13 protein-coding genes are annotated in these 12,540 nt (G+C 56.0%); 6 read left to right on the plus strand and 7 right to left on the minus strand.

What is annotated here, in order from left to right:
* Positions 1-78: 78 nt before the first annotated feature.
* Positions 79-1,185 (plus strand): D-alanine--D-alanine ligase, encoded by a 1,107-nt coding sequence (gene ddlA, locus ACX9GT_RS07930; RefSeq protein WP_473190569.1) that lies wholly within the window; start codon positions 79-81, stop codon positions 1,183-1,185.
* Between the two features lie 48 nt (positions 1,186-1,233).
* On the opposite strand, the gene ACX9GT_RS07935 is transcribed toward ddlA, so the two are convergent.
* Both ACX9GT_RS07935 and ACX9GT_RS07940 read right to left on the minus strand, forming a co-directional pair.
* Positions 1,234-2,016 (minus strand): ABC transporter substrate-binding protein, encoded by a 783-nt coding sequence (locus ACX9GT_RS07935; RefSeq protein WP_473190570.1) that lies wholly within the window; start codon positions 2,014-2,016, stop codon positions 1,234-1,236.
* 34 nt (positions 2,017-2,050) lie between these two features.
* Positions 2,051-3,205 carry a methionine aminotransferase gene (locus ACX9GT_RS07940; protein WP_473190571.1) on the minus strand — a complete coding sequence of 385 codons (1,155 nt, stop codon included), beginning with the start codon at positions 3,203-3,205 and terminating at the stop codon, positions 2,051-2,053.
* Between the two features lie 139 nt (positions 3,206-3,344).
* On the opposite strand from ACX9GT_RS07940, the gene ACX9GT_RS07945 reads away from it, so the two are divergent.
* Positions 3,345-4,271, plus strand: a complete 927-nt coding sequence (locus ACX9GT_RS07945) for a LysR substrate-binding domain-containing protein (RefSeq protein WP_473190572.1) — start codon at positions 3,345-3,347, stop codon at positions 4,269-4,271.
* A 24-nt stretch (positions 4,272-4,295) separates the two neighbouring features.
* Here ACX9GT_RS07945 and yajD read toward each other — a convergent pair whose 3' ends face one another.
* Positions 4,296-4,637: an HNH nuclease YajD gene (gene yajD / locus ACX9GT_RS07950; protein ID WP_076941033.1), complete on the minus strand. Its 342-nt coding sequence runs from the start codon at positions 4,635-4,637 to the stop codon at positions 4,296-4,298.
* 82 nt (positions 4,638-4,719) lie between these two features.
* A complete protein-coding gene (gene lsrK / locus ACX9GT_RS07955) occupies positions 4,720-6,285 on the minus strand; it encodes an autoinducer-2 kinase (protein ID WP_473190573.1) in 1,566 nt (521 codons plus the stop codon).
* Positions 6,286-6,458: 173 nt separating this feature from the next.
* Here lsrK and lsrG point away from each other — a divergent pair, with 173 nt between their 5' ends.
* From lsrG to ACX9GT_RS07970, 3 genes are all read left to right on the plus strand, one after another.
* Entirely contained in the window at positions 6,459-6,755 is a 297-nt protein-coding gene (gene lsrG, locus ACX9GT_RS07960) for a (4S)-4-hydroxy-5-phosphonooxypentane-2,3-dione isomerase (RefSeq protein WP_473190574.1), read from the plus strand.
* Positions 6,756-6,805: 50 nt separating this feature from the next.
* Entirely contained in the window at positions 6,806-7,711 is a 906-nt protein-coding gene (locus ACX9GT_RS07965; protein WP_473190575.1) for an EamA family transporter, read from the plus strand.
* A gap of 82 nt (positions 7,712-7,793) precedes the next feature.
* Positions 7,794-8,387: a LysE family translocator gene (locus ACX9GT_RS07970; protein WP_473190576.1), complete on the plus strand. Its 594-nt coding sequence runs from the start codon at positions 7,794-7,796 to the stop codon at positions 8,385-8,387.
* On the opposite strand, the gene ACX9GT_RS07975 is transcribed toward ACX9GT_RS07970, so the two are convergent.
* Positions 8,363-9,190, minus strand: a complete 828-nt coding sequence (locus ACX9GT_RS07975) for an AraC family transcriptional regulator (protein WP_473190577.1) — start codon at positions 9,188-9,190, stop codon at positions 8,363-8,365. The genes ACX9GT_RS07970 and ACX9GT_RS07975 overlap by 25 nt on opposite strands.
* A 135-nt stretch (positions 9,191-9,325) precedes the next feature.
* On the opposite strand from ACX9GT_RS07975, the gene ACX9GT_RS07980 reads away from it, so the two are divergent.
* Positions 9,326-9,790, plus strand: a complete 465-nt coding sequence (locus ACX9GT_RS07980) for a methyltransferase family protein (RefSeq protein ID WP_473190578.1) — start codon at positions 9,326-9,328, stop codon at positions 9,788-9,790.
* 46 nt (positions 9,791-9,836) lie between these two features.
* Here ACX9GT_RS07980 and ACX9GT_RS07985 read toward each other — a convergent pair whose 3' ends face one another.
* Positions 9,837-10,688: a PA4780 family RIO1-like protein kinase gene (locus ACX9GT_RS07985; RefSeq protein ID WP_473190579.1), complete on the minus strand. Its 852-nt coding sequence runs from the start codon at positions 10,686-10,688 to the stop codon at positions 9,837-9,839.
* Between the two features lie 128 nt (positions 10,689-10,816).
* Positions 10,817-12,307 (minus strand): alpha-amylase, encoded by a 1,491-nt coding sequence (gene amyA / locus ACX9GT_RS07990; protein WP_473190580.1) that lies wholly within the window; start codon positions 12,305-12,307, stop codon positions 10,817-10,819.
* Positions 12,308-12,540 lie beyond the last annotated feature (233 nt).

A 12,540-nucleotide genomic window follows, 5' to 3' on the forward strand; every position in this document is an offset into this window, starting at 1 on the left:
CAGGATTGCTGGTGCCAACCAATACGTTTATTGTGATGAGTGGCTTTTTTGCCATGACTTTTCAGAAGGATTTCGGGCGTGACTAAACTACGTGTTGGGGTGATCTTTGGCGGTAAATCGGCGGAACATGAGGTTTCGCTCCAGTCGGCAAAAAATATTCTGGATGCAATCGACAAAGAGAAGTTTGACGTCACGCTGTTGGGGATTGATAAAACAGGGCAATGGCACATTAACGATGCCTCTAATTTCCTGCTGAATGCGGAAAATCCGGCGCTGATTGCGCTCAATCATTCCAATAAAAACGTCGCGCTGATACCGGGGCAGGAGAAGCAGCAACTGATTGCTGCCGACGGTGCCGGTGCGCTGGGCCAGCTCGACGTGGTGTTCCCGATCGTCCACGGTACGCTAGGGGAAGACGGTTCGCTGCAAGGGTTGCTGCGCATGGCCAATATACCCTTTGTTGGCGCGGGGGTGCTGGGCTCGGCGGTCAGTATGGATAAAGACGTCACCAAACGCCTGCTGCGCGACGCCGGGCTGGCGATCGCCCCTTTTGTGACGCTGACGCGCGCCAACCGCCACCAATACGGTTTTGCGCAATTGACGGAGGCGCTGGGGCTGCCGCTGTTTGTTAAACCGGCCAACCAGGGCTCTTCCGTTGGCGTCAGCAAAGTGCACGACTTGGCCGAATTTGAACGGGCGATCGCGCTGGCGTTCAGCTTTGATCACAAAGTGTTGGTGGAATCGGCGATTGTTGGCCGTGAGATAGAATGTGCGGTGCTGGGTAACGATCGGCCGCAGGCCAGCGTTTGCGGTGAAATCGTGTTGAGCGATGAGTTCTACTCTTACGACACCAAATACATTAACGAGCAGGGCGCTCAGGTGGTGGTGCCAGCGGCACTCGATCAGGCGACCAGCGACAAAATCCGCAGCGTGGCGTTGCAGGCGTTCAACGCCTTGGATTGCCTGGGGATGGCGCGTGTCGACGTATTCCTGACGCCAGATAATCAGGTGATCATCAACGAGATCAATACGTTGCCGGGGTTCACTAATATCAGCATGTACCCGAAACTGTGGGGAGCCAGCGGGGTGAGTTATACCCAGTTGATTACGGTGTTGATCGAGTTGGCGCTGGAGCGCCATCAGCAGGATCGCGGCTTGAACAGCTCGGCGTTTGATCGCGCGTAAGTGATTATTTTGCCCCTCACTCCCTTGTTGGGAATGAGGGGCAACGGCTTACTTCACCGTCACATCAATATCACCAAAATACTTCTTCGACAGCTCGGTGATCGTACCTTGCTGCTTCACTTTGGCGATGGCTTCGTTCAGCTGTTTCAGCAGCGCGGCATCGTCTTTGCGCAGGCCAAACGCGATGCCTTCACCCAGGATTTTGTCGTCCTGCACCGCATTGCCGACAAAGGCAAAGCCTTTGCCATCCGGGTGCGCCAGGAAACCGCTCTGCCCGGCAGGGGCCATGATCAGCGTGGCATCCAGGCGGCCAGAGGTCAGATCAAGATACACCTGGTTCTGATCCTGATAAGACACCACGTCAACGCCCTGCGGAGCCCAATGCGCATTGGCATAGTTTTCCTGAATTGAGCCTTGTAAAACCCCTACGCGCTTACCGGCCAGTGATTTGGCGTCTGGCAGCAGGCCGCTGTCGGCTTTGGCGATCAGCCGGTTAGGCACCTGATAAATCGAATCGGTGAAGGCAATCGCCTGGCGGCGCTGATCGGTAACGTTCATCGCTGAGTTGATCGCTTCGAACTTACGCGCCTGCAACGCTGGGATCAGGCTGTCGAACGAGGTTTCCACCCAACTGCATTTCAGTTTTGCGGCGGTGCAGACGGCGTTGCCCAGATCGATATCAAACCCTTCCAACTGGCCGCTGGCGGATTTGGATTCGAACGGCGGATACAGCGCTTCAATACCAAAACGCAGGCTGTTTTCCGCGGCGAAGGTGGAACCGGCAGCCAGCAGGCAGCCCGCGGCGATCAGCGTATTCAATGTTTTCTTCATCAATGCCTTTTTCCCATGGTCAAAAATCAATGGATTACACCTGGCACAGGCGGCGTGCGCCTTCCAGCAGGGTGTCATTATCTTTCGAGAAACTCAGCCGGATAATGCCGGTATTGGTGCCATCGCTGTAAAACGCCGACAGCGGGATGGTGGCCACCTTGGCTTCACGGATCAAACGCACCGCAAAGTCGTTGTCACTTTCGCTGCTAAAGCCGCTAAAGCGAGCCAGCATAAAGAAACTGCCATAGCTTGGCAGTAATTCAAAGCGCGAATTCTGCAAGGCGCTGGCCAGCAGATCGCGCTTCTGCTGGTAGAAATCTGCCAGCCCCAGATAGCTTTGCGGGTTATTCAACGCGGCGGCAAAGGCATACTGCATCGGGGTGTCGGCGGAGAACACCATAAACTGGTGCACTTTACGGATCTCATCCATCAGCGCCGCCGGTGCCATGCAATAACCCACGCGCCAACCGGTGACGTGGTAGGTTTTGCCGAATGAAGAAACGATCACGCTGCGTTCCGCCAGGGCCGGGTGGCGCGCCATGCTGTGATGGATACCGCCGTCGAACACCACATGTTCGTAGACCTCATCAGACAGAATAACGATGTCGGTGTTGCGCGTCAGCGCGGTCAGGCGCTCGATATCCTGTTCGCCAAACACGCTACCGGTGGGGTTATGCGGGCTGTTGACGATGATCATGCGCGTTTTGCTGTTGATCGCGGCAGCCACTTCGTCCCAATCGATCTGCAAGTCTTGCAGCGAAAGTTTGATAGCGACCGGTGTCGCACCTTGCAGGCGGACGATCGGCGCGTAGCTGTCGAAGGCCGGTTCAAAGTAGATAACCTCGTCGCCTGGGTGCACCAGCGCACTGATGGCGGAATACAGCCCTTCGCTGGCGCTGGCAATCACGGTGATTTCGTCGTCAGCGTCGTAGCGCGCGCCGTACAGGCGTTCCACTTTTTCTGCCAGGGCATGGCGCAACGCGGCCACGCCGCTCATCGGTGCGTATTGGTTATGACCTGCACGCATGGCTTGGGCAACGCCTTCCACCAGCAACGGATCACAGGCAAAGTTCGGCGCGCCCTGGGACAGATTCAGTGCCTGGTGTTCGGCGCTCAGTTGGCCGATCACGGTGAAAATGGTGGTGCCGACGTCCGGCAGTTTCGAGCGTTGAGAGCAGGCGCTCTGCATGATGGGCTCCGGGCAAAAGAATGAAGTGTGGAACGATTAAGCATGAGTTAGGATCGGGGAACAAGAGAAAATTCGTCATGCTAGCCATGCGTTTTTATCATGGCTAAGCCAGAGTTTTGCATTAACAAAGAGACTCATCATGCAGATATCGTTGCCGTCGCTCGACGTGCTGAAAACTTTTGTGGTGGTGGCGCAGCGCCTTAATTTCACTCATGCGGCGCAGGCGCTGCATCTGACGCAGGGGGCGGTCAGCCGTCAGATCCTTGGCCTGGAGCAGCAATTGGGCTACCCGCTGTTTAGCCGCCGGGCGCGCGGGTTGGTGCTGACCGTGCAGGGAGCTTCGCTATTGGCACCGGTGCAGCAGGCGTTGGGCCAATTGGACGAGGCATTGGCACGGGCTGGTGCGCAGCCAGGCACGCTGCGGATCAAATGCCCGACCTGCGCGATGCGCTGGGTGCTGCCGCGCATTATCCGTTTGCAGAATGAGCAGCCGGAGATGCATATCGAACTGACCGCATCGGTATCGCACGGCGTGGATTTTGGCACCGAGCATTTTGATGCCGCCGTGGTGTTCGGTGAGCCGCAGAGAAAACGGCTGGTGGTGCAGCATCTGTTTGACGAAATCCTGACCCCGGTTTGCACGCCCACTTATCTGCCCGCGCTGAATCGGCCGCCGGAACCTGCCGATCTGGCGCAGAAAACCCTGCTGCACCCAACGCGCGATCGCCGCGATTGGCTGCTGTGGCTGAAAGCGGCCGGGCATGAGGCGTTGCCTTCCGCCAAGGCGCAGCATTTTGATACGCTCGATCTGGCGACCAGTGCGGCGTTGCAAGGGTTCGGCATTGCGATTGGCGATCTCTGCCTGCTGGAAGAGGATATTCAGGCCAACCGGATTGTGACGCCGTTCCCGCTTAGCGTGCTCAGCGGTGCAGCCTATTATCTGGTTTATCCTGAACGCGTGGTAATACCTGCTGCATTGGCCGAACTGGTGGATTGGCTTGGGGAAGAGGCGCAGGCCAGCCGCGCCAGATTGGAAAAATACCGCCCGATGACCCCTTTACTCTGACAGGGTAAAGGGGCTTGTCAGCCGCTACTTCTTCATCATCGCTTTCAGATTGGCAAACGGGTTATGTGTCGCCAGGCCAACGTCTTTTTGCGCGTCTTCGCCAGCGATAACCGTTGAGCCGTACTGATCGGCTTCGGTGTATTTGGAGTGCTCGTGATCGTGGCAATACAGGCACAACATCTCCCAGTTGCTGCCGTCTTCCGGGTTGTTGCTGTGGTCATGATCGATATGGTGAACCGTCAGTTCACGCAGGTTGGAATAAACAAATTCCCGCGAACAACGCCCGCATACCCAAGGGAAAATCTTCAATGCCTTTTCGCGATAACCCACTTCCAGCTTCGCGTAGTTTTTTGGAATGTATGCCATGTGATGCCTGCTGTTGAGAACAAAGTTATGGCTAATATTATCACAAACGGTCGGGTTGCCGAGCGTGGGCCGCTACGCACCCTTATAATCCTGGCGCTTTCCACAGCGAGGTGGTTAAACCGTGATCGATCAGCGTGAGCTGATCGGCATACACCTCCTGCCAGGTCAGGGTTTGCTGGCGATAAAGTTCGTGGTTGGCGCTATTGGGTTGATATTCACGTTCCCAACGCACCAACCGCTCGCCGGTTTCTGCCAGCGATTCGTATAGGCCAGCACCGACACCTGCGGCAATGGCGCAACCCAGCGCGGTGGCTTCTTTTACCACCGGTACTTGAAGCGGCAGGCCGGTGACGTCGCTAAGGATCTGGCACCACAGCTTCCCCTTCGAACCGCCACCGGCGAACACCAGCGAGCGTGGTTGCACGCCAGAAAATTTGGCGATTTGTGCCAGATTGCAGGCAGAAACAATCGCGGCATTCTCCTCTAGCGCGCGGAACAGCGTCTGTTTATTGCAGCGCTCCGGATCGATCGACATATTGATAAACGACGGTGCAGCGTGATACCAGGTTTTAAAGTGCATGGCGTCAGAGAAGATCGGCATTACGCCATAAGCCCCCGGCGGCACGCGTGCCGCCATCTCTTCTAACAGGCTGTAGGCATCCACGCCGAGGCGTTCTGCCAGCAGTTTTTCTTCGGCGCAGAAGGCGTCACGGAACCAGCGCATGGTCAGCCCGGTAAAGAAGCTGATGGATTCTGCCTGCACCATGCCGGGGATAACGTGCGGGTTGATGCGGATGTTCATGTCTGGATCGGTGATCGGTTGCGGCAGGTTGACGATCTGCTGCCAGAACGTACCGCCCAGCACCGCCGTTTGCCCGGCGTGGACAACGCCCAACCCCAGGCAGCCAAGCTGCACATCGCCGCCTCCCATCACTACCGGTGTCCCGCGCAGCAGGCCGGTTTGCTGCGCCGTCTTGGCGGTCACCTGGCCCAGCAGCGTACCGGTTTCCTTCACCGGTGAGAGCAAATCGGCACGCAGACCGGCCATGTCCAGCAGTTCTGGCCGCCAGTTGCGGCTGACCAGATCCAGCATGCCGGTAGTACCCGCGTTGGAAGGATCGACCGCCAGTTCGCCGCTGAGCATATTGGCCAGCCAGTCGCTGATCATCGTCACCGTGGCGGCCTGGCGATAAATATCTGGCCGATGGTGGGCCAACCACAACAGGCGCGGCATGGCGCTTAACGCCAGCGTCTGGCCGGAGTAGTGGTACACCTCTTGTTCGAAGGTGAAGTTATGCAGCTCTTTCAGTTCGCTGACTTCACGGCTGGCGCGGGCGTCGACGTTAGCGCAGGCCCAGATGGGCGTGCCTTGCCGGTTATACAGCACAATTCCCTCGCGCATTGAACAGCAGGCGATGGCGCGGATCTGTTGTGCACTGGCATTGGCGCGCTGTAATGCCTGACGGATACATTGGCAAACCAGTTGCCAGTTATGGGCAAGATCGAACTCCATCGAACCGGGAACCCCCTCTACCGCCAGGTGCTGCCACTCTGCCTGACCGTGCGCGATCTGGTTGCCTGCCAGATCAAAAATCACCGCGCGAATGCTGCCTGTTCCTGCGTCCAGTGCCATCAAATAGTTCTGCATAGTTCACACTCTCAGGGGTTCAGATCTTAACTATAGATGTCGCTCTTCAGGGATGCGGTGGCTGGGGGATAACGATCTGTGAGCTGCGCTGCAAAATTACCGCCAAGGAGAGGCAACGGCCGTAAATCCCCCCTAGGGTTGGTTTATCGGCAAGACTCAGAAAAGGAGCAGTTATGCACGTTACGCTGGTGGAGATTAACGTTAAGCAGGACAAGGTTGACGAATTTCTTGAGGTATTCCGCGCCAATCATCTTGGTGCTATCAACGAACCGGGTAACCTGCGCTTTGATGTACTGCGCGATGAACAGGTACCGACGCGGTTTTATATCTACGAAGCCTATAAAGATGAGCAGGCGGTGGCCGCGCACAAGCAAACGCCACATTACCTGTTGTGTGTGGAAAAGCTGGAGGCCTTGATGACCGGCCCGCGTAAGAAAACCACCTTTATTGGTATAATGCCGGTGACTTAAGCCAGGAAAAACATAAGAATACGCTACGATCTTTAAGGTGTGAGGTAGGGATGACATTGCGCGATCGGTTGTTGGCGTTGCTGGTAGTGATTATCTGGGGGATGAATTTTGTCATTATCAAATACGGCTTGCAGGGAATGCCGCCGTTTCTGTTGGCTGGCTTGCGCTTCTTACTGGTGGCGTTTCCCGCGATATTCTTGGTGCCCAAACCCAAACTGCCATGGAAATGGTTGGCGCTCTACGGCCTGACCATGAGCTTTGGGCAATTTGCCTTCCTTTTTTGTGCCATCAAGGTGGGAATGCCTGCGGGGCTGGCCTCGCTGGTGCTGCAAGCACAGGTTTTCTTCACGTTGCTGTTGGGGATGCTGGTTTTTGCCGAACGGCTGCGCGTGCATCAGGCGATCGGAATGGCGGTTGCTACCTTGGGGATGCTGTTGCTGGCACAGGCCAGCCTGCGTAATCAGGGGGCGTCTGCGGTGCCTTTGGCCGGATTATTGTTGACGCTGGGCGCGGCATTTTCGTGGGCTACCGGTAACCTCACCAACAAAAAAATCATGGCGATATTTCCACAGCAGGGGATCTTACCGCTGGTGGTGTGGAGCGCGCTGATCCCGATCGTGCCGTTCTTGGCCTGTAGTGCGCTGTTTGACGATCGCCAGCAGGTGCTTGATAGCTTGCTGCATCTGCAAATGAGCAGCGTAGGGGTGCTTGTCTATCTATCGTTTGCTGCCACCCTGTTGGGTTATTCCATCTGGGGCAGTCTGTTGGCGCGTTACGAAACCTGGCGTGTGGCCCCGCTGGCGCTGCTGGTGCCCTTGGTGGGGCTGGCCAGCGCCTGGCTGCTGATGGGGGAGACGCTGTCTTCCCTGCAAATTGGTGGTGCATTGTTGGTATTGGCGGGAATGGCGGTGAACACCTTCGGCTTGCCGCGTTGGCGAGTGGCTGCCAGAAAATAGTCGGCGAAGGGCAATTTCGTTCAATACTCTCTCGCCGCGAAGCGGCACGCTGGCACCTGTGAATTTTTTACAGGTGCTGAATATGACGCTTTATCTTTCTATGGCCGCCTTTGCTCTGGCTTCTTCCATTACTCCCGGCCCGGTGAATATCGTGGCGCTCAGCAGCGGGGCGCAGTTTGGTTTTAACGCCAGCCTGCGCCATGTTACCGGCGCTACGCTGGGTTTCACCTTGCTGCTGGTGTTGATCGGCCTCGGTTTGCATGAGCTGTTGGCGCTGTGGCCAGGGTTGACGCAGGTGATCCTCTGGGCTGGCGTGGGTTTTCTGTTTTATATGGCCTATCAGCTTGCGGCTGACGGTGGGCAACTGGGGCGGGGCGATCGGCAAAAAGCGCCTTCTTATTGGTATGGTGCGTTGTTGCAATGGCTGAATCCGAAGGCCTGGCTGGCTTCGGTGGCCAGCATGGGGGCGTTTGTCGGTGACGGTGAGATGCAGTTGTTATGGCAGTTTGCGGCGATCTACTTTGTGATTTGCTATGTTTCGGTGGCCTGTTGGGCCTATACCGGTGCGATGCTCAGCGGCCTGTTGCAAAGTGCGCGCAACGTGCAGCGCTTTAACCGTTTGATGGCGCTGCTGTTGGCGGCCAGCGCCTGCTATTTATTGGCCGAAGGGGTTTGATATTGGCCGGGTGTGGCCGCCAGCAGTTGTTTGAAGGTACGCTGAAAGTGCGCCTGATCGGCAAAGCCGCTTTCGCTGGCGGCAGCGGCGATGGGGAAGCCGCGTTTCAACAGCCGATGGCCATACTGAATGCGTTGATTGACCAGATAGGCGTGCGGCGTCATGCCATAGCGTTTCTTGAACGCGCGGATCAGGTAGGAGGGCGACAAGGCTGATGCCTGGCAGATCGCCTCCAGCGTCAGCGATTGGGTGCAGTGGTTGCGGATAAATGCGGCGGCCGTTTCCAGCTTGGGGTTGATCTCTAGCGTTATGGCTGGTGCGCTTCCCAGGCGCAGCGGCAGTTCGCTGAAGTAATCCACCAACGCAATCTGTTTTTCCAAGTGGCTGCGCAGCGGATCGATCAGCAAGGCATAAAGGTGATTTAGGCCGCTGAATAAGATCGGATCCTGGCTGGCGATGGCAGTCAATGGGGTAAACCCTTGTTGCGTATCGCGCGCATTTTCCTGCTGTAAACTGGCAAGCCAATCGGTGTCGATATAAAACATGATATAGGCCCAGCGCCGATCGCCAATCGGGTTACAGCCGTGCGCCTGCTGCGGGTTGATGATCACCACATCACCGGTTTTTACCTCCAGGCGTTGTTCACCATTGAGGTAGCTACTGGTGCCAGCGGTAATGGCGCCAATAGAGAAAAACTCATGGCTGTGCAGTGAATAACAGACCTTGCGGCCATCGGCGATGGCACGCGCTTCAACAAACGGCAGGCGTGGGTCGCGCCAGAATTGCGGGCAGTGATCGGCCATGCTGTGTTCCTTGGCGGCTGGAGAGGTGTGAACTGTTATAGCCTAAAGTGCCAGGGCAGGGGAATGGTCGTGTTAATCTTTGGGCGCATTTCTGCAAGCTGCTTGAAATCCACTGAACATAGGGAATACAACACAATGAAAAAATGGACTCACTGGCTGACTCTGCCGCCGGTGGTGCTGGTGGCCTGCGCTGCGGGCATGTTGGGTACGCATAGCCTGTCTGTTGAGGGCTGGCAGTGGCATCTTCCCACCCTGTTGGGGGCTGCCTTGCTGTTGGTGGCCTCTGTTGCCATCACGTTCAGCGCCTGCCTGCATTTTTTCCGTGCAGGAACCACGCTGCATCCAGAAAAACCGCAGCAGGTGAAGGCACTGCTGGTCAGCGGTATTTTCCGCTTCAGCCGCAATCCGATCTATCTGGGGCAGCTACTGCTGTTGGCCGCTTGGGCTGTGCTGTTGGGGGGAATCGGCGTCTGGCTGTGGTGGTTACTGTTCTTTATCTATCTGCACAAGGTGCAAGTTCCGCGTGAAGAAGCGTTTCTCAGTACGCGTTTCGGGGCTGAGTATGCGGCGTTTTGCCAGCGGGTGCGGCGCTGGCTGTGACCTGGTTTCAGGCTGAAACTCCCCGGCGGTTTGCCGGGGGAATGGATTACTCTTCGTTTTCGTTACGCGCCTGCAACTGGCGTTGATGTTCATCGCTGGCTGCCTGGATTTCGTCCAGTACCGAGCTGACATCGGCGCGTTTGTTGCTTTCGATAAACTTACCGGTCAGTTCGGTTTCCGGCGTCAGATTCCCTTCCTGATACAGCGCCCAAATCTCTTTGGCGTACTTGCTGCCCAGCAGTTCCGGCGCATATTGGCCGTAATACTGGGTCATATTGTTGATATCGCGCTCAAACATGCTTTTGGCATGATTGTTGGCAGCCGCGTCCACCACCTGCGGCAGATCGATAATCACCGGCCCGTTTTTATCCATCAGCACGTTGAACTCGGAGAGATCGCCGTGCACCAGGCCAGCGCACAGCATACGTACCGCATAGTTCATCATCAACGCGTGATCGTTGAGCGCCTGTTCCGGCGTTAAGGTCACGTCGCTCAAACGCGGAGCCACCAGGCCTTCGTCATCGGTGATCAGTTCCATCAGCAGCACGCCGTCCAGACAAATATCCGGCTGCGGCACGCGCACGCCTGCTTTAGCCAGCAGGTAGAGCGCATCCACTTCGGTATTCTGCCAGGCTTCTTCCTGCTGCTGGCGGCCAAATTTGGAGCCTTTGCTCATGGCGCGTGCATCGCGGCTGTTGCGTACCTTGCGGCCTTCCTGATAATGCACGGCCTGCTTGAAGTTACGTTTTTCGGCTTCTTTATACACTTTGGCGCAGCGGATCTCTTCACCGCAACGCACGATAAATACGTCGGCTTCTTTGCCACTTTTCAAACGGCGGATGACATCGTCGATTAAACCATCATCTACCAATGGCTGGAGTCGTTTTGGAATTTTCATGCAGCCTTGTACCCTATTTAGGCTCTGGTGTGAATGGTTTGCTTATGCTGATACCGTAATTTAGACCAGAAAGGCAAAAGTGAGTTTACCGCCGGTATGATATCAAATGCTGCCACACCGGCCAGAGTTTACATTGATTCTGCCAATACCCACAGGCTAACGCTGCCGCCGTTGACCGGGAAGGCGGCGTTGCCCTGTTCGTCGGTCATGATATCGTCCTGACGGTTGCCTAGGAAGTCGCGCCAGGATTTATGCGCAAAATTTTCGCCCAAGGCGATGGTTTTGCTGCTTGCTACCCCGTTAGTCAGTATCACCACGCAGCCAGGGGCTTCGGCGGTGCCACTGCGGCTGAAGGCGATGCAGTTTTTGTCGTCAAAATAGTCAATCTGCGCGCCATTGGCAAAACGCTGGCGCGCCTGGATCAGCTTTTCCAATTCAGGGATAATGGAGAGTTGGATATGATAATCACCGCCATCATCACCTTTGTCAGTATAACTGGCCCCGTACAAATCCGGATAAAACACGCAGGGAACGCCTTGTTCACGCAGCAGGATCAGGGCATAGGCCAGCGGTTTGAACCAGGGCTCGACCGGTGCTTCCAGCGCCTGCAACGGTTGGGTATCGTGATTGGCGACCATCGTCACCGCATGGGCCGGATCGGCTGCGGTCAGCGTATCGGTGAAGATCTGTGCCATATCGAATTGATCGCTTTGCTTCGATGCCAGATGGAATTTCAGGTGCAGCGCCACGTCGAACAGCATGACTTTACCATCTATCAGATCCAAATACTGTTGCAGCGTCGCCAGATCGTGTGACCAGTATTCCGCCACGATAAACAGATCGCGCTGTGCCACGTTGCGCACGTGATCGACCCATTCCTTAAAGAACCAGGCCGGGATATGTTTGGCGGCGTCCAGACGGAACCCGTCGCAGGGCAGCGTTTCCATCAGCCAGCGTGCCCAGTATTTCAGCTCTTCGGCGACGGAGGTGTTGCGCAGCTCTACGTTGGCTCCCATCAGGTAATCAAAATTGCCTTTCTCGCCGTCAACCTGATCGTTCCAACCGGTATCGCCATAGTCATTGGCGATCTTGAAGACGCCTTTTTCTTCCGGCTGTTCGATGTAATCGATCCCGCTGAAGCATTTGTAATCCCAGATAAAGGTAGAATAGGCCCCTTTTCGCCCAGGGAAGGTGAAGCGGGTATAGGCCAGCGCGTCGATGCCTTCGTCGGCGATATCGTTACGGTTATTGGGATCGACCTTATAGACATGCACCGACTCTTTTTCATCGGCGCCGATTTTGTGGTTGAACACGACATCGTGAATCACCCGTATGCCGTGGTCACGCAGCACGGTGGCGGCATGAACCAGCGCCTGTTTATCGCCGTATTTGGTGGCGCGAGTGCCTTTTTGATCAAATTCACCCAAGTCGAACAGGTCGTAGCAGTCATAACCCACCGAATACCCCCCAGAGGCCCCTTTATAGGCCGGTGGCAACCAGAGATCCGTGATGCCCAACTTGGCCAGAGCGGGTGCCCGCTCGGCGGTCTCTTGCCACAATTTACCGCCATCAGGGTAATACCAATGGAAAAATTGCAGCAATGTGGTTTTTTTTGTCATGAGCCAGCATCCCAGTTAGCCAGAAAAAGAAAGTAAGCACAGTCAATAACCGTTATCAGGCTTTATACCCGTCATACTTCAAGTTGCTTGGGTGTTGGCTGCCTTCGTTCACCCCAGTCACTTACCTGAGTAAGCTCCTGGGGCTTCCCTCAGTTGCCGCCTACAAGCAACTCGAATTATTTTGGGTATATACCCGTGATCATTGAAGATGCTTGATTTTGTTGATGAAGAGG

The sequence above is a fragment of the Serratia sp. YWN4 genome, assembly GCF_055790845.1.